Raw genomic sequence first — 21606 nt, 5'->3', positions numbered from 1 at the left:
CTATGCGGTTACCTCCCTTGCACGACTCGCGGGACAGGTGTGTGATCGGGGACACACTGGTCCGCGTCAGCTATCCGCGCAGGGAGCAGCCATGGGGAGCAAGCAGAGCAGCACAGTGGGAGGTCATGCCGGGCCGGCGCCAACCGACCCGGCCATGATCCGCAACGTAGTCCTGGTCGGGCCTTCGGCGTCCGGCAAGACCACGCTGGCCGAGGCGTTGCTCGCCGCGACCGGCACCGTCAACCGCGCAGGCTCGGTGGTCGAGGGGACCACGGTGTGCGACCACGAGCCCTCCGCCATCGAACAGCAGCGTTCGGTCGGGCTCGCCGTCGCGCCGATGCAGCACGGCGAGTACCGGGTCAACCTCATCGACACCCCCGGCTACGCCGACTTCGTCGGCGAGCTGCGCGCGGGCCTGCGCGCGGCCGACGCGGCGCTGTTCGTGGTCTCGGCCGCCGAGGGGGTCGACGCCGCCACGCAGACGCTCTGGCACGAGTGCGGCGCGGTCGGCATGCCGCGCGCCGTGGTCATCTCGCGGCTGGACGCCCCCCGCGCCAACGTCGAGGCCGCCATCGCCTCCTGCCGCGAGGCGTTCGGCTCCGGCGTGCTGCCGCTGTACCTGCCGCACCACGACGGCGACGGCTCGGTCAACGGCCTGGTCGGGCTGATCACCGCCAGCATCTACGACCGGGAGGGCGTCAGCGGCGCCGACCGGGAGGTCCGCGGCCGCATCAGCGGACCGCGCGACGAACTGATCGAGAGCATCATCGCCGAGAGCGAGGACGAGTACCTGATGGAGCGCTACCTCGGTGGCGAGACCATCGACGAGCAGACTCTCATCGGCGACCTGGAGACCGCCGTCGCCAGGGGCGGCCTGTACCCGGTGATGCCGGTGTGCGCGGTGACCGGCGTGGGCATCCCCGAGCTGCTCGACGGCATCATCCGCGGCTTCCCCTCACCGCTGGAGCACAAGCTGCCGCAGTTCACCGACCCGGACGGCCGGAACCCCCGCACCCTCACCCCCGACCCGTCGGGACCGCTGGCGGCCGAGGTGGTGCACACCTCGGTCGACTCCTACGTGGGCCGGGTGTCGCTGGCCAGGGTGTTCTCCGGGACGATGCGGCCAGAGCGCCCGGTGCACGTCTCCGGGCACGGCATGGCCGAGCGCGGCCACCCCGACCACGACGAGGACGAGCGGGTGGCCCACCTGTACTCGCCGCTCGGGCAGAACCTGCGGGAGGTCTCGCACTGCGTCGCGGGCGACCTCTGCGCGCTGACCAAGATCGGTTCGGCGGAGACCGGCGACACCCTGTCCGACCCGGGCGACCCGCTGCTGCTCACGCCGTGGCCGATGCCCGAGCCGCTGCTGCCGATCGCGGTCACCGCCCACAACCGCAGCGACGAGGACGCCCTGGCGCGCAACCTCAACCGGCTCATCGCCGCCGACCCGAGCCTGCGGCTCGAACGCGCCAGCGAGACCCACCAGCTCGTGCTGTGGTGCATGGGTGAGGCGCACGCCGAGGTCGTGCTGCAGCGGTTGCGCGAGGGCGGCGCGGAGATCGACACCGAGCCGGTGCGCGTCGCGCTGCGCCAGACCTTCGGCCAGCCCGCCAAGGGCCACGGCCGCCACGTCAAGCAGTCCGGCGGGCACGGCCAGTACGCGGTGTGCGACATCGAGGTGGAGCCGCTGCCGCGCGGGTCCGGCATCGAGTTCGTGGACAAGGTGGTCGGCGGGGCGATCCCGCGGCAGTTCATCCCGAGCGTGGAGAAGGGCGTCCGCCACCAGATCGAGAGGGGCATCGAGGAGGGCCAGCCGCTGGTGGACCTGCGGATCACGCTGGTCGACGGCAAGGCCCACAGCGTCGACTCCTCCGACGCGGCGTTCCAGACCGCGGGCGCGCTGGCGCTCAAGGCGGCGGCCGAACAGGCCGGGCTGGTCACCCTCGAGCCGCTGGACGAGATCGAGGTGCACATCCCCGACGAGCACCTCGGTGCGGTGCTGGGCGACCTGTCGGGACGCCGGGGCAAGGTCGTCGGCACCGAGCCGGAGGACTCCGGGTGGACGGTCGTGCGGGCCCACGTGCCCGCCAGCGAGCTCACCCGCTACGCCATCAACGTGCGGTCGCTGAGCTCCGGCAGCGCCCGGTTCACCAGGCAGTTCGAACGCTACGACCAGATGCCGGAGGCCCTGGCGAGCAAGAAGTGAGGCCCCGCTCCGGGCGCCGGCGACCGGCGCCCGGAGCCGTCCTCACGGCCGGTGCGCGCTGACGTGCACCGAGTGCAGCCGCTGCGCGATCGTGATCAGCGACAGCGCCACCAGCAGCCACAGCGAGACGTCGAGGACCACGGGCACGCCGAGGCCGTGCAGCCCGGTGCCGACCAGCACCACGATGAACCGCTCCGCCCGCTCGGCCAGCCCGCCGTCCGCGTGCAGCCCGTTGGCCTCCGCGCGGGCCTTGACGTAGGAGATCACCTGCGCGCCCACCAGGCAGATCAGCAGCGCCGCGCCGCGGGTGGTGCTGCCGTCGACCACCAGTGCCCACCACACCAGCGCGGCGAACAGCGCCCCGTCGACGATGCGGTCGCAGCTGGCGTCGAGCACCCCGCCGAAGGCCGACGCCTTCCCGCCCGCGCGGGCCATCGCGCCGTCGAGGACGTCGAACAGCAGGAACACCGTGACCACGGCGCTGCCGACGAACAGTTCGCCGCGCGGGAAGAACCACAGCGCGGACGCCGACGCGGCGACCGTGCCGGTCACGGTCACCGCGTTCGGGGTGAGGCCGAGCCGGACCATGGCCGTGCCGACCGGATCGGTCAGCCGCGACAGCGAGGCTCGCGCGAAGATGTTCAGCATTGCCGGAAGTTCTAACCGCCTGTGCACCGTGGTTGCCGCCTACTCCGTGCAGAGTAGCCGTCCTGATCACCGCGCATGCCGAAGGCGGGCGGTCAACCGCGGTTCTCGCGCAGGAATTCCCTCCAAGTGGTCCGGCCGCCCGGCCGGGTGGTGAGCTCTCCCGCCCGGAAGGCCCTGCCCAGCTCGCCCGGGATGCGCAGCGGCAGGACCGGACGGCGCCGGCCACGCTCCTCCAGCCAGCACCGGGCCGCCTCGTCGAACGACAGCACCTCCGGGCCGCCGAACTCCTCCACGGCGCGCGTCGCGGGGCGTCCCGCCTGCTCGACGAGCCGGTCGGCCGCGTCGCGCGGGTCGACCGGCTGCGCGCGGACGCCGCGGTCGGCGACCAGCACGCCGAGGCGGGCCATGGCGGTGAACGCCCGGTCCACGAAGTCGTGGAACTGGGTGATCCGCACGACCGACCACGGCACCGCGCTCGCGGCGAGCGCCTCCTCCGCGGCGATCTTGGTCCTGAAGTAGCCCCAGGACACGCGGTCGATCCCCACGATCGACGGGTAAACCAGGTGCTCGACACCGGCGCGGGCGGCCGCCTCGGCGAGCCGCCGGGTGCCCTCCAGGTCCACCTGCCGGGTGTAGCGGCCCCGGTAGGGAGCCGCCGCGAGGTGCATGACGGTGTGCACCCCGGTCAGGGCCTCGTCGAGCCCGGCACCGGTGGCGACGTCGGCGACCACCCACTCGACCGGACCCAGCACCCGCCGCGCTCCGCGGCTCGCGGCCCCGCACTTCAAAGCCCGCATCGACCAGCCGAGGGGTCAGGGCGCTGCCGAGCACGCCGGTCGCACCGGTCACCAGAACGCGCTTGCCGCGCTTGTACTCATCAGTCACACCGTCCTGACGAGACAGCCCGGCGAGGCGTGACGGCCGTGCCGCCGCGGCGCGGGACCAGGGTGCTTCGGGCCTGCCTCAGCCGAGCTCGCGCCAGGCGTCGGCCAGCAGCTTGCGGGTCTCGCCCAGCAGCTGCGGCAGCACCTTGGTGTGGCCGATGACCGGCATGAAGTTCGAGTCGCCGCCCCAGCGCGGCACGACGTGCTGGTGCAGGTGCGCGGCGATGCCCGCGCCCGCCACCGGCCCCTGGTTCAGCCCGATGTTGAACCCGTGCGGAGCCGAGACCCGGCGGATCACCCGCATGGCGCGCTGGGTGTACTCGGCCACCGCGACGGTCTCCTCCGCCGTCAGGTCCGTGTAGTCGGCGACGTGCCGGTACGGCAGGACCATCAGGTGCCCCGGGTTGTACGGGTACAGGTTGAGGATCGCGAACACGACGTCGTCGCGGGCGACGATCAGCGTCTCGTCGTCGGGCAGCCCGGAGTCGAGCAGCCTGCAGAACGGGCAGCCGTCGCTCTCGTCGCCCTCCGGCTTGTTCTCGCCCTGGATGTAGGCCATCCGGTGCGGGGTCCACAGCCGCTGGAGCGCGTCCGGGACGCCGAGACCCGGCTGCTCGACCAGCTCCACGTCCTCCGGGCCGGGCCGACCGGTCACGCCAGCTCCGTCTGGAAGGTCTCCGCGGTCGGCGAGGAGTTCTCCCTGCGCTCGACCCAGTGGGTCAGCGCCGCGACCGCGGTGTCCACCGGCACCCCGTTGATCTGGGTGCCGTCGCGGAAGCGGAACGAGACCGCGTCGGCCTCGACGTCCTTGCCGCCTGCCAGCAGCAGGAACGGCACCTTCTGCGTGGTGTGGTTGCGGATCTTCTTCTGCATGCGGTCGTCGCTGGCGTCGACCTCGACGCGGATCCCCTTGGCGCGCAGCGCCTTGGCCACCCGGTGCAGGTGGTCCAGGTGCTCGTCGGCGATCGGGATGCCGACGACCTGCACCGGCGCGAGCCACGCCGGGAACGCACCCGCGTAGTGCTCGGTCAGCACGCCGAAGAACCGCTCGATGGAGCCGAACAGCGCCCGGTGGATCTTGATCGGCCGCTGCCGGGAGCCGTCGGAGGCGGTGTACTCCAGCTCGAAGCGGTCCGGCAGGTGGTAGTCGACCTGGATGGTCGACATCTGCCAGGTGCGGCCCAGCGCGTCCTTGGCCTGCACCGAGATCTTCGGGCCGTAGAAGGCCGCGCCGCCCGGGTCGGGGACCAGCTCCAGGCCGGAGGACTCGGCGGCCTCGCGCAATGCCTCGGTGGCCACCCGCCAGCTCTCGTCGTCGCCGACGTACTTCTCCTCGTTGCGGGTCGACAGCTCGAGGTAGAAGTCGTCGAGGCCGAAGTCGCGCAGCAGGTTCAGCACGAAGTTCAGCAGCGACTTCAGCTCGTCCTGCAGCTGCTCCGGGGTGCAGTAGATGTGCGCGTCGTCCTGCGTCATGCCGCGCACGCGGGTCAGGCCGTGCACCACGCCGGACTTCTCGTAGCGGTAGACCGAGCCGAACTCGAAAAGCCGCAGCGGCAGCTCGCGGTAGGAGCGCCCGCGCGAGCGGTAAATCAGGTTGTGGAACGGGCAGTTCATCGGCTTGAGGTAGTAGTCCTGCCCGGGCTTGCGGACCTCGCCGTCCTCGTCGCGCTCCTCGTCGAGGTGCATCGCCGGGAACATGCCGTCCTTGTACCAGCTCAGGTGGCCGGAGGTCTTGAACAGCGCGTCCTTGGTGATGTGCGGGCTGTAGACGAACTCGTAGCCCGCCTCCTCGTGCCGCCGCCGCGAGTAGTCCTCCATCTCCCGGCGGATGATCCCGCCCTTGGGGTGGAACACCGGCAGCCCGGAGCCGATCTCGTCGGGGAAGGAGAACAGGTCCAGCTCCGAGCCGAGGCGGCGGTGGTCGCGGCGCTCGGCCTCGGCCAGCAGCTCCAGGTGCTCGTCGAGCTTCTCCTTGGACTCCCACGCGGTGCCGTAGACGCGCTGGAGCTGCTGGTTGCTCTGGTCGCCGCGCCAGTAGGCGGCGGCCACCCGCATCAGCTTGAACGCCGGGATGTAGCGGGTGTGCGGCACGTGCGGGCCCCGGCACAGGTCGCCCCAGACGACCTCGCCGTGGCGGTCGACGTTGTCGTAGACGGTCAGGTCGCCGCCGCCGACCTCCATGACCTCGCTGGTGTCGACGTCGTCGCTGCCGGACTTGAGGTCGACCAGCTCGAGCTTGTAGGGCTCGCCTGCCAGCTCCTCGCGGGCGGCCTCGACGGAGTCCAGCCTGCGGCGGGAGAACTTCTGCCCGGACTTGATGATCTGCTTCATGCGCTTCTCCAGCGCCTGCAGGTCCTCCGGGGTGAACGGGTGCTCGACGTCGAAGTCGTAGTAGAACCCGTCGCGAACCGGCGGGCCGATGCCCAGCTTGGCCTCGGCGTGCAGCTGCTGGACGGCCTGGGCCAGCACGTGGGCGGCGGAGTGCCGGATGACGCTGCGGCCCTCCTCGGTGCAGGCCGCGACGGCCTCCACCTCGAGGTCGGACTCCGGGGCCCAGGACAGGTCGCGCAGCGCGCCCTCGGGGTCGCGGACCACGACGACCGCCTCCGCCCCCTTCGACGGCAGCCCCGCCTCGAGCACCGCCTCACCGGCAGTTGTGCCCGCCGGAACCTTCACCCGGGGAGCTTGCTGGGCGGCGGACGGCTGAACGGACACGGTTACTCCTAGGCTGGTGCCGGTCGCGCACCGGCACGGGGACGCTACGTACGAACGATGCTATCGGCCCGCCGCCGACCGGTTCCTGCCAGCTCCGGCGGGCGGACTCAGCCGCCGATCATCCCGGCGATCTCGCTGGCCGACGCCCGGCCGCCGGTGTAAGGACCCTGGACGCTGCTCACGCCGAGCTGCTGGAGGCACTTGGCCTGCTCGTCGGTGCGGACGTCGCGGGCGATGACCGGCAGCCCGAGCAGCGCGGCGGAGGTCACCACGCCGTGCACGAGGTGCTCGTCGAGCGGGCTCGGGCCTCCGGGGTCGGCGAAGCCGTCGAGGAAGTCGCCGAAGATCTGCACCGCGTGCAGCGGCAGCCGCCGCATGCGGGGGATCTGGTTCAGGTCGTGGCCGAAGTCGTAGACGGCCAGCCGGACGCCCATCTCGGAGAGGATGTCCAGGAAGTCCACCGGGTCACCGCTGTGGTCGAACAGCGCCGACTGGGGCAGCCCCAGCGCCAGGCACTCCGGCGGCAGGCCGGTCTCGCGCAGGATGCGCTGGACGTCGCCGACGAGCTCGGGGTCCCGGCAGTGCCGGGGCGAGAGGTTCACCCCGGCCATCGGCGCGTCCGGGCCTGCGCGCCGCACCCACTCCAGCGCGTGCTCGCACGCCCGCCGCAACGCCCAGGTGCCCAGCCGCGTGATGAGCCCGGTCTCCTCGGCCAGCCCGAGGAAGTCCTCCTCACCGAGCTCGCCGAGCTCGGGGTGGTCCCACCGGATGGTGGCGCCGGCGGCGAGCAACGCGCCCGACTCCAGCCGCACGATCGGCTCGTACTCGACGAACAGGTCGTTCTGCTGGAGCGCGGCGGGCATGGCCGCCGAGAGCCGGAACCGGCGGCGGGCATCGGCGTTGGGCTCGGGGTCGAACAGCGTCCACTGGTCGCGCCCGGCGGCCTTGGCCCGGTAGAGCGTGATGTCGGCGTCGCGCAGCAGCTCGTCCGCGCTGGTCCCGGCGACCTCGCGCTCCACGACGCCGACGCTGGCCGACGCGGTCAGCTCGTGGCCGCCGATGTGCACCGGCCGGGTGATCTCGGCGAGCATCCGCTCGACCAGCTCGAGCTGGCCCGCGGTGCCCTGCGAGTCCGGGGTGAGCACGACGAACTCGTCACCGCCCATCCGTGCGGTCAGCATGCCCTCCTGCCCGCTGACGGTCTGGATGCGGTGGGCGATGGCGCGCAGCAGGTCGTCGCCGATGGGGTGGCCGAGGCTGTCGTTGACGGCCTTGAAGCCGTCGAGGTCGAAGTAGCACAGCCCGACCCGCCTGTCGGGGTAGGTCGGTTCCAGCGCGGAGTCCAGCCGGGTCTTGAGCAGCGTGCGGTTGGCCAGCCCGGTCAGCGGGTCGTGGGTGGCCTGCCTGCGGAACTGCTCCTGCAGCATGTGCCGCTCGGTGATGTCCTCGTAGAGCAGGATCTGGTAGCCGGGCTCGCCGCGGGCGTCGCGGACCAGCGACGCCGAGAGCTGGGTCCAGATGTGCGCGCCGTCGGGGCGGGTGTAGCGCAGGTCGCGGTGGAAGCGCTCGGTCTCGCCGGCGGCCAGCTGGGCGTCCGCGGTGCGCAGGTCGGCCAGCCAGTCCTCGTCGACGAGGTCGAACAGCGTGCCGCCGACCAGCTGCCCGCCGACGCCGTCGAAGATCTGCTCCATCGACGGGTTGACCTCGTCGATGGTGCCGTCGAGCGCGGCGATGGCGATGCCCAGCGCGGAGGAGACGAACACCGCCCGCGACCTGGCCTCGCTGGCGCGCAGCGCCTCCTCGGCGGCGTCCCTGGCGCGCAGCACCGCCTGCTTGATGACCTCCTGCTCGGCCAGCGTCCGCTCGCGCAGCCGCCGCGCGTACCCCGCGCCCAGCGCGCCGAGGACCACGTTGATGCGGTCCGGCTCGGCCGCGGCCACCAGGCGCGGGAGCTCCGCGGCCAGCAGCCGCAGCGTGTTGGCGACGGCGGTGGTGTTGGTCAGGTGGATCCCGACCATCCGCTCGCCGACCCCCGCCGCGATGCCCGCGGAGGCGTCACCGCCGGTCATGGCGGTGGCCAGCTCGTCGAGCCGGTCGGCCAGGAACGCCTCCAGGTCCTGGCGGGCCATCGGCACGTAGCTGGTGTTGATGATCTCCCGGGTCCACCGCTTGGCGAGCTCGGCGCGGTGCGGTCCGGACATCCCGGTACGCCGCATCTAGATCTTTCGCCCGAGTGCCCCGTAGACGATCGACCTCTCGGGCTCGTCCCACACGTCCTCGTCGGTGTCGGGGTGCCAGGCAGGCACGTACACCACGCCGGGCTCGACGAGCTCGAACCGCGACATCAGATCGGCCACCTCCTGGCGGGTGCGGGAGACCACGGGGTTGCTGCTGTTCTTGTACAGGTCGATGATCCTTCGCAGACTCTCGGGGTGGTGGTCGGTACTCGCGTGCGACACGCCGAGGTAGCTGCCCGGTGCCATCCGGTCGTGGTAGGCGCCGATGATCTCGTCCGGGCGCCGGGAGTCCGGCACGAAGTGCAGCAGGGCGACCATCAGCACGCCCACCGGCTGGTCGAAGTCGAGCAGCCGCCGCACCTGCGGTGAGTCGAGCACGCCGGAGATGTCGGCCGCGTCGGCGTGCACCACGTCGGCGTTGTCGTTGCCGTCCAGGATGGTCTCGGCGTGGGCTACGGCGACCGGTTCGTTGTCCACGTAGACCACCCGCGCGCCCGGGTCGACCTGCTGGGCGATCTCGTGGACGTTGCCCGCGGTCGGGATGCCCGAGCCGATGTCGAGGAACTGCCGCACGCCCTTGTCGAGCAGGTGGCGCACCACCCGGCGCAAGAAGGCGCGGTTGTTCTGGGCGAAGTCGCGCACGTTGGGTACGGCCGCCTCGACCTTGCGGGCGAGCTCGCGGTCCACCGCGAAGTTGTGCGCTCCTCCCAGGTAGTAGTCGTAGCAGCGGGCGGCGCTGGGCACTTCCAGGTCGACGCCCTTGGGCAGCCAGTTCGGCCGCGACTCCATCGCTGGATCCCCTCGTTCGGCGGTGTCCCGGGGCGGCGATCACTGATCGCTCTACCCGGTTGTCAGCACATCGGGTGGATGATCATGTGCATCCTAGTGTCACAGCCCGCAGTCGGTCACGTACCGAATGTGCTTACGATCTCGCCGACACTTCCGCGTTTCCTCGCCCGAGGGGCGGCTATGAGCATTGTCACGGTCCGCATGCCGGGATCGCGGGTAAGGCATGCCTAACATGGAAGTGATCCAGTGTCAGACCACGGCTCAACGACGGGCCGGCAGAGCGTTCGATCCGCGGCCATGCGAGGGCTGGGGAAGCAGGAGGAAGATCAGATGACCCGCGCACTGCGAGTGGCCATCGTCGGGGCAGGGCCCGCCGGCGTCTACGCCGCCGACATCCTGACCAAGTCCGAGACCCCGGTGGACATCGACCTGCTCGACCGGATGCCCGCGCCCTACGGGCTGATCCGCTACGGCGTCGCGCCCGACCACCCGCGCATCAAGGGCATCGTCAACGCCCTGCACCGGGTGATGGAGAAGCCGGAGATCCGCTTCCTCGGCAACGTCGACTACGGTGTGGACGTCAAGCTGGACGACCTGCGCCGCCACTACGACGCGGTGATCTTCTCCACCGGCGCCGACAAGGACCGCGAGCTCGACATCCCCGGCGCCGACCTGCCGCAGAGCCACGGCGCCGCGGAGTTCGTGTACTGGTACGACGGCTACCCCGAAGCGCCGCGCGACTGGACGCTGGAAGCCGAGCAGGTCGCGGTGATCGGCGCGGGCAACGTCGCGCTGGACGTGGCGCGGGTGCTGGCCAAGCAGGCCGACGACCTGCTGCGCACCGAGATCCCGGACAACGTCTACCAGGGACTCAAGGCGTCCAAGGTGACCGACGTGCACCTGTTCGCCCGCCGTGGCCCGGCGCAGACCAAGTTCACCCCGCTCGAGCTGCGGGAGCTGGACCACCAGGACGGCATGGAACTGGTCGTGCACCCCGAGGGCTTCGAGCTGGACGAGGCCAGCGAGGAGGCGATCCGGACCAACAACCAGGTCAAGACGATCGTCAAGACGCTGCAGGACTGGGCGCTGCGCGACCGCAAGGACGACACCCCGCGGCGGCTGCACTTCCACTTCCTGCGCGGCCCCGCCGAGATCGTCGGCACCGACCGCGTCGAGGGCCTCAGGACCGAGGTCATGGAGCTCAACGGCGACGGCAGCGTGCGCGGCACCGGCGAGTTCGAGACGGTGCCGGTGCAGGCGGTCTACCGGGCGGTGGGCTACCTGAGCTCGCCGGTGGCCGACCTGCCGTTCGACCACGGCACCGGCACCGTGCCCAACGACGGCGGCCGGGTGCTCGACCTCGACGGCGAGCACATGCAGGGCGTCTACACCACGGGCTGGATCAAGCGTGGCCCGGTGGGACTGATCGGCCACACCAAGGGCGACGCCCTGGAGACCATCAACAACCTGCTTGCCGACCTGGACTCCTTCACCCCCGCCGAGCAGCCCGAGCGCGACAGCGTCCTGCGCCTGCTGGACGAGCGCGCCGTGGAGTACACGACGTGGGACGGCTGGAACCTGCTCGACGCGCACGAGAAGTCGCTGGGCGAGGCCCTGGGCCGGGAGCGGGTCAAGGTCGTCCCGCGCGAGGACATGGTGCGCATCTCCCGCCCGGAGAGCTGATCGCGACCGACCGAGGACGGGCCCGTGCGATGCGCGGGCCCGTCCAGCTTTTCCGGTCCGGTGCGGTGCGTTCTCGTCCGTCAGTGCCAGGCCCCGCCGCCCGGGAAGCGGTAGCGCTCCAGGGTGTCCCGGCGGATCTCGGCGCTGTAGCCGGGGATCTCCGGCGGGAGGTAGCGCCCGTCGCGCAGCCGGACCGGGTCGACGAAGTGCTCGTGCAGGTGGTCGACGTACTCGATCACCCGGTTCTCCAGCTCACCGCTCACCGCGACGTAGTCGAAGATCGACAGGTGCTGCACCAGCTCGCACAGCCCCACTCCCCCGGCGTGCGGGCACACCGGGACGCCGTGCGCGGCCGCGAGCAGGATCGAGGCGACGGCCTCGTTGACCCCGCCGAGCCGGCAGGCGTCGATCTGGCAGATCCCGATCGCCCCGGCCTGCAGGAACTGCTTGAACATCACGGGGTTGTGCGCGTGCTCGCCGGTGGCCACGTGCGTGGGCGCGATCTCGCGCTGGATGGCGGCGTGGCCGAGCACGTCGTCGGGACTGGTCGGTTCCTCGAACCACCAGATGCCGAACTCGGCCAGCCCCCGGTGCCATTCCACGGCGTCCGCGACGCCGAGGGTCTGGTTGGCGTCGATCATCAGCCTCCGGTCGGGGCCGATGATCTCGCGGGCGATGCGGCAGCGCCGCCGGTCGTCGGCCAGGTCCGCGCCGACCTTGAGCTTGACCGAGTCCCAGCCCTCGTCGACCGCCTCCTGGCACAGCCGCCGCAGCTTGGCGTCGTCGTAGCCGAGCCAGCCGGCACTGGTGGTGTAGGCCGGGTAGCCCTCCCGGCGGATGCGGGCCTCCCGCTCGGCGCGTCCCGGCTCGGCGCGTTCGAGCAGGTCGACGGCGGCCTCCGGGGTGAGCGCGTCGCGCAGGTAGCGCCAGTCGACCAGGTCGGTGATCTCGCGCGGGGACATGTCGGCGAGCAGCTTCCAGACGGGCTTGCCCGCGAGCTTGGCCGCCAGGTCCCACGCCGCGTTGACCACCGCGGCCGTGGCCAGGTGGATGACGCCCTTGTCCGGTCCGAGCCAGCGCAGCTGGCTGTCGGCGGTGAGGTGGCGGGCGAACGCGCCGAGGTCGCCGACGATGTCGTCGACCGGGATGCCCCGCGCCCGGTTCGCCACCGCCCGGACCGCCGCGACCACCAGGTCGTTGCCGCGCCCGATGGTGAAGGTGAAGCCGTGACCCTCGGGCACCTCCGGGTGGTCGGTGCGCAGCACGACGTAGGCCGCCGAGTAGTCGGGCGCCGGGTTCATCGCGTCGGATCCGTCGAGCTGCCGTGAGGTGGGGAAACGCAGGTCGACGGTTTCGAAGTCCACTACGCGTGCGGTCATTCGGTCACTCCCGCTGCTCGGTCGACACGGTGCCGACTGCCATCGTGGCCCACGGAGACCTCCGATCAAACCCCGTGATCGGCCTCGGCCCGCTCATCCGCGGCGTTCTCCGGTCTTGATCCATCCGATGTATTTGGCCGGACCAAACCCGGCCCTGTCGTACTACGGTGGGCCGCGGGGCGCAGGAGCCGCCGCCGATCGCAGAGCACCGCAGATCGCAAGGGAGCCATCTTGACCGCGACCGACCCGATTCCGGACACCACCGCAGCAGGTCTCGAAGCCGTGCTCGAGCGGGCGGCCGGGGCGGCCGAGTCCTTCGGGGCGTTGCCGCCCGCCGAGCGGGCCCGGCTGCTCGGCGCCGTCGCCGACGCGCTGGACGCGGCGGGCGCCGAACTGCTGCCGCTGGCCATGACCGAGACCAACCTGTCCGAGGCCCGCCTGACCGGAGAGCTCAAGCGCACGACCTTCCAGCTCCGGCTGTTCGCCGAGGTGCTGTCCGAGGGCTCGTACCTGGGGGCCACCATCGACCCGGCCGACGACGGCTTCGCCCTCGGGCCCAAGCCCGACCTGCGCCGGATGCTGGTCCCGCTCGGCCCGGTGCTGGTCTTCGCGGCCAGCAACTTCCCGTTCGCCTTCAGCGTTCCCGGCGGCGACACCGCCGCCGCGCTGGCGGCGGGCTGCCCGGTCGTGGTCAAGGCGCACCCGGGCCACCCCCGCCTGTCGGCGCGGGTCGGCGAGATCATCTCCGCCGCGCTCTCCGAGCACGGTGCCCCGGAGGGCGCGTTCGGCGTCGTGTTCGGTTTCGAGACCGGCACCGCCGCGCTTCGCGACCCGCGTGTGAAGGCCGCGGCCTTCACCGGCTCGGTCCCGGCCGGGCGGGCGCTGTTCGACATCGCCGCCTCGCGTTCGACGCCGATCCCGTTCTTCGGCGAGCTGGGCAGCCTCAACCCCGCCTTCGCCACCCCGGCGGCGGTGCGCGCCCGCGGCGCGGAGATCGCCAAGGGCTTCGTGACCTCGTACTCGGGCAACGCCGGGCAGCTGTGCACCAAGCCCGGCCTGCTGTTCCTGCCGGCCGACCACGGGCTGGAGGACGCACTGGCGTCGCAGTCGCGCGAGGTCGGACTGCACCGGATGCTCAACGACCGCCTGCACGAGGGCTACCGCTCGCGGCGCGCCGAGGTCACCGGTGTGCCGGGCGTGCGGGTGCTGGCCGAGGGCGAGGTTTCCGAAGGCACCGTGCCGACGCTGCTCACCACCGATGTGCAGACCCTGCTGGCGAACCGGGAGACGCTGCTGGAGGAGGTCTTCGGGCCGCTGTCCATCGTGGTCACCTACCGCGACGAGGACGAGGCCCGGCAGGCGGCGGAGGCGTTCGAGGGCAACCTGACGGCGACCCTGCACGCCGAGGAGGAGGACTCGGAGTTCGGCGCGAGCCTGCTGAAGAGGCTTCGGGACCGGGCGGGGCGCCTGCTGTTCAACGGCTGGCCGACCGGTGTCGCGGTGTCCCCCGCGATGCAGCACGGCGGCCCCTACCCCGCCACCACCGACCCGCGCTTCACCTCGGTGGGCACCGCGGCGATCGAGCGCTTCCTGCGTCCGGTGACCTACCAGAACGTGCCGCAGGCGCTGCTGCCGGAGGCGCTGCGCGACCACAACCCGTGGAACGTGCCGCGGCGGGTCCACGGCTGATGGCGGCGGCCGGGTGCGGCCCGCGCGGGCGCAGGCACCCGGCCGCTTCAGCCGAGCAGTCCGCGCAGCAGGGGTTCCACGTCGTCGGCGAGGTCGCCGTCGCGCCCGGCCTCCAGCAGGCGCTGCTCGAGCAGCCCGTCGGCGAAGGCCAGCAGCAGTTCGGCGTGCCGGTCGGGTTCGGCCGAGCCGAGCGCCCGCAGCCAGCCCGCCGTGACGGGTCGCAGCGGGTGGCAGCGCCGCAGGTCGGCGCACAGCTCGGGGTCGGTGGCCGCCTCGGCGGTCAGCGCACGGCGCGCCAGCGCGACCGGTCGCCCGGCGCCGAGCCGGTGCCGCAGCAGCGAGGCCACCGCCTCGGCCAGCTCGCGGACGTCGGCGGGCGTGCGCCGTCCCGCGAGGGCGAGCACCGCCCGTTCGTCCCGGTCCGCCAGGTGCGCGAACACCCCGCGCAGCAGGGCCTTCCTGGTGCGGAAGTGGTTCGAGGCCGAGCCGGCGGGCAGTCCGGCGGTCTCGTCCACACCGCGATGCGTCAGCGCCCGCAGGCCGCGCGCGGCCAGCAGCTCCACCGCGGCGTCCAGGATCTGCTCCCGACGGGTGCTCATCGCGCGGATCATATATGTGCAACTTTGCACTACACACGTAGTACAGTGCGCCGATGACCAGACGGGCGATCATCGTGGGCGGTGGCGTCGGCGGACTCGCCTCCGCGGTCGCGCTGCACCGCGAGGGCTGGGAAGTCGAGGTCCACGAGCGCGCGCCGCGGATCTCCGGTCCCGGCAACGCCCTGACGCTCTGGGCCGACGCGCAGGAGGCGCTCGACGAGCTCGGCATCGGCGATGCCGTCCGGGCCCGTTCGCCGTTGCACGAGCACTTCGAGCTGCGCAGGCCGGACGGCAGGGTGGTCACCTCGGTCGACGTCGGCGGGGAGGGCGAGGGCCCCAGCCCGCGGGTGCTCACCCGGAGCTCGCTGATGCGGCTGCTGCTCGACGAGCTGCCCGCGGGCGCCGTGCACACCGACAGCGACATCGACCCCCACGTCGCGCTGAGCGCCGAGTGCGACGTGCTGGTAGGTGCCGACGGCGTCCACAGCCGGATCCGCACCGCGCTGTTCCCGGCGTCGCAGCCGCGCTACATGGGTTGCATCGCTTGGCGGGGAACCGCCGATGTGGACACCGCGTTCCACGGCCAGACCTGGGGGCCGGGCCGCAAGTTCGGCGTCGTGCCGGTCGAGGACGAACCGGCCCAGTGGTTCGCCTGCCTCACCGCGCCCGCCGACTACCGGCTCGGCGCTCACCACCAGGAGCTGCGCTCCCTCTTCGCCGGCTGGCACGACCCGATCCCGCGGATCATCGAGGCCACGCCGGAGTCCGAGATCGTCCGCGACGAGGTCTGCCAGCTCGCGCCCGCTCCGGAGACGTTCGCGGTGGACAACGCCGTGCTGGTCGGTGACGCCGCGCACGCGATGACACCCGACCTCGGCCAGGGCGCCTGCCAGGCGCTCATCGACGCCGTGACGCTGGCCGCGTGCCTGCGAGGCGCCGACGACCCCGGGCAGGCGCTGGCCGACTACGACCGGGCCCGGCGACGGCCGACGCGCCGGATGGCCACCGCCTCGCGGGTGCTCAACCGGATCTCCCGCGCGCGGACGATGCCCCGCGCGCGGCTGAGCGCGATCCGCATCGCCCTGCGGCTGCCGGTCGCGCGGAGCTGACCCGCTGCGCTTCAGGCGGGGGCCCTGATCCGACCCGTGCCAGCGGCCTGCCCCAGCGGCGCCGTGCCGCGCTACTCCCGGCGGTAGACCGAGACCGTGACCGACGCGGTGACCAGCACCGGCTCGGGCAGCGCCGCGATGCGCGCGCCGATGTCCCGCGCCGAGGAGTGCCACGCACTGGGGCCCATGCCCACCACCGCCTCGGCCTCGGCGCGGTCCAGCCGCATGGTGAACTCGCACGTCCGCTGCCCGACGGGCTCGAACAGGCCCCCGAGCTGCTGGTCCAGCCGCTCCTGCTTGCGCTCGTCGACGCTGAGCAACCCGAGCTCGGCGACCAGCCCGCCGAGGTGCTCCGGGTTCGGCGTGACGACGACGAGCCGCCCGCCGGGCCGCAGCACCCGGTGCATCTCGGCCGCGTTGCGGGGCGCGAAGACGTTGAGGACCGCGGACGCGCCCGCGCTGCGCACCGGCAACGCCCGCCAGGCGTCGGCGACCGCGGCCCCGACCCTGGGGTGGATCTTGGCCGCCCGCCGGCACGCGTACTTCGAGACGTCGAGCGCGAGTCCGGTCCCGGGTACCGCGTCCACGAGCCTGGCCAGGTAGTGACCGGTGCCCGCGCCGACGTCGACCACGCAGCCGCCCTCCGGGCGCGCCTCGGCGACGGCGTCGCGGACCTGGCCGGCGATCGGGTCGTAGTGGCCGGCTGTGAGGAACGCCGAGCGGGCGGCGACCATCGCCGCGGTGTCGCCGGTGCCGGCGGGCGGATGTCCGGTCAGCAGGCTCACGTAGCCCTGGCGGGCCAGGTCGAACACGTGCCCCGACGCGCAGCGCAGGCTCTGCCCGGCGGCGGCCAGGTCCGCACCGCAGTGCGGGCAGACCAGCACGTCCACCACGTCGTCCAGCAACCTGCAACCCTCCACACCGCGTGCTCCGTCAGCGATTCTAGAGACGGCCCGGCACGCTGGAACCACGGTCGAAGCGAGGAGGGACCGATGAACTGGCAGTGGTTCGTCAGCGCCGACTACGCGCAGGCGCGCTTCGTCGTCCAGCACCTGCTCGCCCTCACCTACCTGCTGGCCTTCCTGACCGCGGTCACCCAGTTCCGGCCACTGCTCGGCGAGCACGGGCTGACCCCGGTCCCGCGCTTCCTGGCGGCGGCCGGGTTCCGCCGGGCGCCGAGCCTGTTCCACCTGCACTACTCGGACCGGTTCTTCGCCGCGGTGGCCTGGCTCGGCACGGCGGTCAGCGCGGCGGTGCTGGCCGGGGCCGCCGACGTGCTGCCGCTGTGGACGTCGATGGCGGTGTGGGCGCTGCTGTGGGTGCTGTACCTGTCGATCGTCAACATCGGACAGGTCTGGTACTCATTCGGCTGGGAGTCGCTGCTGCTGGAGGCCGGTTTCCTGGCGATCTTCCTCGGACCCGCGCACCTGCCGCCGCCGATGCCGGTGCTGTGGCTGATGTGCTGGCTGCTGTTCCGCGTCGAGTTCGGCGCCGGGCTGATCAAGATGCGCGGCGACTCCTGCTGGCGCGACCTCACCGCGCTGTACTACCACCACGAGACGCAGCCGATGCCGGGACCGCTGAGCAGGAGGTTCCACCGGCTTCCCCGGCCGCTGCACCGGATCGAGGTCGCGGCCAACCACTTCACCCAGCTCGTCGTCCCGTTCGGGCTGTTCGCCCCGCAGCCGGTCGCCTCGGTGGCCGCGGTGGTCGTCGTGGCGACGCAGCTCTGGCTGGTGCTCAGCGGCAACTTCGCATGGCTGAACCTGGTCACCATCACGCTGGCCTTCGCCGCGATGGGCCCGCAGGTGCTCGGCGGACTGCCGGTCCCGCTCCCCGACTCGCCCGCGCCGGTCTGGTGGCTGGCGCTGGTCCTGGTGCTGACCGCGACGATGGTGGCGCTGAGCTACGCGCCCGTGCGCAACATGCTCGGCAGGCGCCAGGTCATGAACCGCAGCTTCAACAAGCTGCACCTGGGCAACACCTACGGCGCTTTCGGCAGCATCACCCGCACCCGCTACGAGGTCGTCGTGGAGGGGCGCGACGGCGACTCGCAGTGGCGGGAGTACGACTTCAAGGGCAAGCCGGGCGACCCGATGCGCCGCCCGCCGCAGGTGGCCCCCTACCACCTGCGGCTGGACTGGCTGATGTGGTTCTGCGCCATCTCGCCCGGCTACGGGCGCGGCTGGCTGCCGCGCTTCCTGGAAGCGCTGCTGCGCAACGACCGGCACGTCCTGAAGCTGTTGCGCCGCAACCCCTTCCCGCAGTCCCCGCCCACCGAGGTCCGCGCGCGCTTCTTCCACTACCGCTTCACCACCGCGCGGGAACGCCGCGAGACCGGCGCCTGGTGGATCCGCAACCCCGTCGGCGAGTACGTCCCGCCGATGTCCCTGAACGACCTAGCGCCGTGACCCTCGAGCCGCCGATCAGCCGCGGCGAGGCGGTTCGCGGTCAGCTCACCAGGCCGGGCGCAGCGGCATCCGGGCGTCGGTGCCGTCCAGGCGCACGCCCAGGACCTGGTGCAGCTGCACGACGTTGAGCTCGAAGCCCAGCCGGCAGGCCGCCATGTACAGCCGCCAGACGCGGGCGCGCTCGGGCCCCACCTCGCGCACCGCCGCCGGCCAGTTCGCGTCGAGGTTCGCGGACCAGCCGGCCAGTGTCAGGGCGTAGTGCTCCCGCAGGTTCTCCTCGTGGCGCACCTCGAAGCCGTTGTCGTTCATCGCCGACACCAGGGTGCCGACCGGCTCCAGCTCCCCGTCCGGGAAGACGTAGCGGCTGATGAACTTGCCCGGCCGGGAACCGTGGCTGCCGTCCGGCCTGGTGATGCAGTGGTTGAGCAGCCTTCCGCCGGGCTTGAGCTTGTCCTGGAGGAACGAGAAGTACGCCGGGAGCTGCGCGGCTCCGATGTGCTCGGTGAGCCCGATCGAGCTGACCGCGTCGAAACCGGTCTCCCGGACGTCGCGGTAGTCCAGGTGCCGCACCTCGGCCAGGTCGGCCAGCCCGCGCTCGGCGATGGCCTTCTGCGCCCACTGCGCCTGCTGCCGCGACAGGGTCACGCCCAGAGCCCGCACGCCGTAGTGCTTGGCGGCGTGCATCACCATGCCGCCCCAGCCGCACCCGACGTCGAGCAGCCGCATCCCCTTGGCCAGCCCGAGTTTGCGTGCCACCAGGTCGTGCTTGGTGAACTGCGCCTCCTCCAGGCTCGAGCCCGCCTCCGGGTACACCGCGCAGGTGTAGGCCATCGAAGGTCCGAGCACCCACTCGTAGAACCGGTTGGATACGTCGTAGTGGTGCGAGATGGACAAGCTGTCGCGCCTCTTGGAATGGCGCCAGCCCCGCGGCCGGTACTCCTGCGCCGGCGGCCGCACCGGCCACCACAGCCGCAGCCCGCCCAGCCGGGACATCAGCGCGAGCCTGGTCTTCAGCGGCACGTCGCTGACCGTGATCGCCGGGAAGCTCGACAACGCGGCGTACATGTCGCCGTGCACTTCCAGCGAGCCCGTGACGTAGGCACGGGCCAGCCCCAGCTCACCGGGAGCCGCCGCCAGGTGCGACATCGCCAGCGGCGAACGGATCTCGATGGCGACGTCGGCACCGGCCCTGCCTGCGCGGCTCCCGTCGTAGGCGCGGAACTCGACCGGGACGTCCTCCCCGAGGATGCGCGGGAACACCTCTGCCAGCCCCATCACCGAAACTCCTTCCCCTGCGCGCGTCACTTTTCCCGGACGCACTTGTCGTAGAGGCCCGGAAGACGTCCGTCCGGGTCGTAGCGCTCCTTGAGGCGCTGGTAGGCGGGGCGGTTGTACAGCCGCCAGAACTCGTCCTCGCCGTAGTAGGCGTTGGAGTACAGGGACTTGTGCCCGCCGAGCTCGCCGACCACGCGCTCGATCGCGCGGTTGTGGGTGCCCGGCGCCTCGTCGGGCCGCAACGGCACCGCCGACCAGAAGCCGACGTTGACGTAGAGCGTGTCCGGGTCCATCGGGTACAGCGGCCAGCCCTTCCGGTCGCGCAGGCGCACCGGGCACAGCCAGACCGGGCTGATCCCGGTCTCGGCGTGGAAGAACTCCAGGAACTCCGCCAGCCTGTCGACGGGGATCTCCACGTCCTGGATCACCGGCTCGTTCCCGCCACCGCCGCGCAGCCTGGAGAGCCGGTCGGTGAGGCCGAGGCGGCGGTCCCACGACACGATCCGGCGGTAGACGTCGGACCGGCGGTAGCGGCGCGGCCAGAACCGCCGCACCAGCGGGTGCTGGACTCCGAATGCGCGCGAGCACCAGAACCAGTCGGTGTCCCAGCGCCACAGGTAGTCGCGGATGGACAGGTGGTCGGTCTGCCGCGTGCGCAACGAGCGGTAGTAGACCTGCTGGCCGGTGTAGTCGCTGGTGGGCGGGGCGTCGGGCCGGTACTCCCCCAGCGTCAGGTACTGCTCGCCCGCCGAGAACACGGTGCCGTCGAGGAAGTCGACCGGGTGGCCGTCGTGCTCGCGGTCGCGGCAGATGCTCGCGATGGCCTCGGCGCACTCGGCGGCCGATCCGAAGCGCAGGTGGCGCAACCGCACGTAGGACTGCACCGGCTCCAGCTCGATCTCCAGGCGCAGGGCGTAGCCCAGCGTGCCGTAGGAGTTGGGGAACCCGCGGAACAGTTCGGCGTGCTCGTTGTCCGGGCGGGCGAGCACGACCCGGCCGTCGCCGGTGAGGATCTCCATCTCCCGCACCGACTCGTGCGGCAGGCCGTTGCGGAAGGAGGTCGACTCGATGCCCAGCCCCGCGATGGCCCCGCCCAGCGTGATCGTCTTGAGCTGCGGCACGACCAGCGGGATGTGCCCGGACGGCAGGTGCGCGTCGACGATGCTCTCGTAGGTGGCCATGCCCTGGACCTGGGCGGTGCGGGTCGACGGGTCCACGGCCAGCACCCGGTTGAGACGGGCGACGTCGAGACCGGGGCCGGTGGCGGGGTCGCGGAACCGGAACAGGTTCGAGGTCGCTTTGGCGAGCCGGACCGGTTCGCCCGCGGGCAGTCTCGCGTAGCTGTCGGCCAGCGCGGCGACCTCGTCGGAGTGACTTGCCGGAATGACCGTTCCCCGCTCGGTTCCCATGAGTCGACCTTATGACCGCCGATGTCCGGGGGCATCCCACACGCGGATGCCGCAGTCCAGCCGCTCGGGTGATCAAGCAGCCCGATACGGACATGAAGAACATTCACGCATGGTCGGGCGGTGAAGCGGTTGACCGTCCACGGTCGAGCGAACCCGCAGGCAGGAGAGCCGACAGGCCGCCCGGCGTCACCGGGAGCAGGTTTCTGCTGCACATCGTTTGCAACAGCGAGGCACCGGTGAGCGATCTGTATCACACTGACGGGAGTGGCCATGCCGGAGCTCCGCACCGTCGGCGACTACACCGCGCGCACGGCGTTGTTCGTCGCCGAGGCACCCGGCGCCGAGATCGTCGGCACCACGGCCGTGCGGGCCGACGGGCCACCCCCCGGAGTGGATCGCCGAACGCTACCCGTCGGGCACGACCGCGCAGATCTTCCGCGGTCTAGGTCCGCCCCGGGCACCGACGTGGGACGGGGATCTCGAAGTGCACCGCCGGGCCGTACCGGGGATCGGTGCGCGCGTCGCGGACCTCCCCGGCGATGCCGCGCTGAGTCCCGGGCCGCAGCGCGCGGC

16 protein-coding genes are annotated in these 21606 nt (G+C 72.1%); 5 read left to right on the top strand and 11 right to left on the bottom strand.

The window, feature by feature from the left end:
* Positions 1 to 91: 91 nt before the first annotated feature.
* Positions 92 to 2206, top strand: a complete 2115-nt coding sequence (locus tag HUO13_RS12700) for an elongation factor G-like protein EF-G2 (RefSeq protein ID WP_211901579.1) — start codon at positions 92 to 94, stop codon at positions 2204 to 2206.
* 42 nt (positions 2207 to 2248) lie between these two features.
* Here the strand turns inward: HUO13_RS12700 and pgsA are convergent, their stop codons facing one another.
* From pgsA to HUO13_RS12670, 6 genes are all read right to left on the bottom strand, one after another.
* Positions 2249 to 2854, bottom strand: a complete 606-nt coding sequence (gene pgsA, locus HUO13_RS12695; protein WP_211901578.1) for a phosphatidylinositol phosphate synthase — start codon at positions 2852 to 2854, stop codon at positions 2249 to 2251.
* Positions 2855 to 2946: 92 nt separating this feature from the next.
* Positions 2947 to 3606 (bottom strand): SDR family oxidoreductase, encoded by a 660-nt coding sequence (locus HUO13_RS12690; protein ID WP_249124731.1) that lies wholly within the window; start codon positions 3604 to 3606, stop codon positions 2947 to 2949.
* A 211-nt stretch (positions 3607 to 3817) separates the two neighbouring features.
* A complete protein-coding gene (locus HUO13_RS12685; RefSeq protein ID WP_211901577.1) occupies positions 3818 to 4393 on the bottom strand; it encodes an HIT family protein in 576 nt (191 codons plus the stop codon).
* A complete protein-coding gene (thrS, locus tag HUO13_RS12680) occupies positions 4390 to 6414 on the bottom strand; it encodes a threonine--tRNA ligase (protein ID WP_211902851.1) in 2025 nt (674 codons plus the stop codon). Before thrS ends, HUO13_RS12685 begins: the two co-directional genes overlap by 4 nt.
* 146 nt (positions 6415 to 6560) lie before the next feature.
* The gene (locus HUO13_RS12675) at positions 6561 to 8654 is read right to left on the bottom strand and encodes a putative bifunctional diguanylate cyclase/phosphodiesterase (protein WP_249124729.1); all 2094 of its coding nucleotides are present in this window, start codon (positions 8652 to 8654) and stop codon (positions 6561 to 6563) included.
* Positions 8655 to 8669: 15 nt separating this feature from the next.
* A complete protein-coding gene (locus HUO13_RS12670; RefSeq protein WP_211901575.1) occupies positions 8670 to 9479 on the bottom strand; it encodes an SAM-dependent methyltransferase in 810 nt (269 codons plus the stop codon).
* Positions 9480 to 9809: 330 nt separating this feature from the next.
* Here HUO13_RS12670 and HUO13_RS12665 point away from each other — a divergent pair, with 330 nt between their 5' ends.
* Positions 9810 to 11162: an FAD-dependent oxidoreductase gene (locus tag HUO13_RS12665; RefSeq protein WP_211901574.1), complete on the top strand. Its 1353-nt coding sequence runs from the start codon at positions 9810 to 9812 to the stop codon at positions 11160 to 11162.
* A gap of 80 nt (positions 11163 to 11242) precedes the next feature.
* Here HUO13_RS12665 and HUO13_RS12660 read toward each other — a convergent pair whose 3' ends face one another.
* Positions 11243 to 12541 carry an enolase C-terminal domain-like protein gene (locus HUO13_RS12660; protein WP_211901573.1) on the bottom strand — a complete coding sequence of 433 codons (1299 nt, stop codon included), beginning with the start codon at positions 12539 to 12541 and terminating at the stop codon, positions 11243 to 11245.
* 228 nt (positions 12542 to 12769) lie between these two features.
* Between HUO13_RS12660 and HUO13_RS12655 the strand changes: the two genes are divergently transcribed.
* The gene (locus HUO13_RS12655; protein ID WP_432757854.1) at positions 12770 to 14230 is read left to right on the top strand and encodes an aldehyde dehydrogenase (NADP(+)); all 1461 of its coding nucleotides are present in this window, start codon (positions 12770 to 12772) and stop codon (positions 14228 to 14230) included.
* Positions 14231 to 14277: 47 nt separating this feature from the next.
* Here the strand turns inward: HUO13_RS12655 and HUO13_RS12650 are convergent, their stop codons facing one another.
* Positions 14278 to 14829 carry a TetR/AcrR family transcriptional regulator gene (locus tag HUO13_RS12650; protein WP_249124728.1) on the bottom strand — a complete coding sequence of 184 codons (552 nt, stop codon included), beginning with the start codon at positions 14827 to 14829 and terminating at the stop codon, positions 14278 to 14280.
* A gap of 53 nt (positions 14830 to 14882) precedes the next feature.
* Between HUO13_RS12650 and HUO13_RS12645 the strand changes: the two genes are divergently transcribed.
* Positions 14883 to 15938 carry an FAD-dependent monooxygenase gene (locus HUO13_RS12645; RefSeq protein ID WP_211901570.1) on the top strand — a complete coding sequence of 352 codons (1056 nt, stop codon included), beginning with the start codon at positions 14883 to 14885 and terminating at the stop codon, positions 15936 to 15938.
* A 71-nt stretch (positions 15939 to 16009) separates the two neighbouring features.
* Here the strand turns inward: HUO13_RS12645 and HUO13_RS12640 are convergent, their stop codons facing one another.
* Entirely contained in the window at positions 16010 to 16843 is an 834-nt protein-coding gene (locus HUO13_RS12640; protein ID WP_211902850.1) for a putative RNA methyltransferase, read from the bottom strand.
* Positions 16844 to 16930: 87 nt separating this feature from the next.
* Between HUO13_RS12640 and HUO13_RS12635 the strand changes: the two genes are divergently transcribed.
* On the top strand, positions 16931 to 18349 hold the full coding sequence (locus tag HUO13_RS12635; protein WP_211901569.1) for a lipase maturation factor family protein: 1419 nt from the start codon (positions 16931 to 16933) through the stop codon (positions 18347 to 18349).
* 45 nt (positions 18350 to 18394) lie between these two features.
* Here HUO13_RS12635 and HUO13_RS12630 read toward each other — a convergent pair whose 3' ends face one another.
* Together HUO13_RS12630 and HUO13_RS12625 are read right to left on the bottom strand one after the other, a co-directional pair.
* Positions 18395 to 19624: an SAM-dependent methyltransferase gene (locus tag HUO13_RS12630; RefSeq protein ID WP_211901568.1), complete on the bottom strand. Its 1230-nt coding sequence runs from the start codon at positions 19622 to 19624 to the stop codon at positions 18395 to 18397.
* Positions 19625 to 19650: 26 nt separating this feature from the next.
* Complete coding sequence (locus HUO13_RS12625; RefSeq protein WP_211901567.1) at positions 19651 to 21033, bottom strand: FAD-binding oxidoreductase; 1383 nt, start codon at positions 21031 to 21033, stop codon at positions 19651 to 19653.
* Between the last annotated feature and the right edge of the window lie 573 nt (positions 21034 to 21606).

It is taken from the genome of Saccharopolyspora erythraea (assembly GCF_018141105.1).
GTDB lineage: Bacteria > Actinomycetota > Actinomycetes > Mycobacteriales > Pseudonocardiaceae > Saccharopolyspora_D > Saccharopolyspora_D erythraea_A.
This window is presented reverse-complemented; position numbering and strand designations above follow the sequence as displayed.

Bases quoted from the DNA above. Each gene is read 5' to 3' on its own strand.
- HUO13_RS12670 (WP_211901575.1), bottom strand. From the start codon at position 9,479: ATGGAGTCGCGGCCGAACTGGCTGCCCAAGGGCGTCGACCTGGAAGTG.
- HUO13_RS12645 (WP_211901570.1), top strand. From the start codon at position 14,883: ATGACCAGACGGGCGATCATCGTGGGCGGTGGCGTCGGCGGACTCGCC.
- HUO13_RS12635 (WP_211901569.1), top strand. From the start codon at position 16,931: ATGAACTGGCAGTGGTTCGTCAGCGCCGACTACGCGCAGGCGCGCTTC.
- HUO13_RS12625 (WP_211901567.1), bottom strand. From the start codon at position 21,033: ATGGGAACCGAGCGGGGAACGGTCATTCCGGCAAGTCACTCCGACGAG.
- pgsA (WP_211901578.1), bottom strand. From the start codon at position 2,854: ATGCTGAACATCTTCGCGCGAGCCTCGCTGTCGCGGCTGACCGATCCG.
- HUO13_RS12700 (WP_211901579.1), top strand. From the start codon at position 92: ATGGGGAGCAAGCAGAGCAGCACAGTGGGAGGTCATGCCGGGCCGGCG.
- HUO13_RS12675 (WP_249124729.1), bottom strand. From the start codon at position 8,654: ATGTCCGGACCGCACCGCGCCGAGCTCGCCAAGCGGTGGACCCGGGAG.
- HUO13_RS12650 (WP_249124728.1), bottom strand. From the start codon at position 14,829: ATGAGCACCCGTCGGGAGCAGATCCTGGACGCCGCGGTGGAGCTGCTG.
- HUO13_RS12630 (WP_211901568.1), bottom strand. From the start codon at position 19,624: ATGGGGCTGGCAGAGGTGTTCCCGCGCATCCTCGGGGAGGACGTCCCG.
- HUO13_RS12660 (WP_211901573.1), bottom strand. From the start codon at position 12,541: ATGACCGCACGCGTAGTGGACTTCGAAACCGTCGACCTGCGTTTCCCC.
- HUO13_RS12665 (WP_211901574.1), top strand. From the start codon at position 9,810: ATGACCCGCGCACTGCGAGTGGCCATCGTCGGGGCAGGGCCCGCCGGC.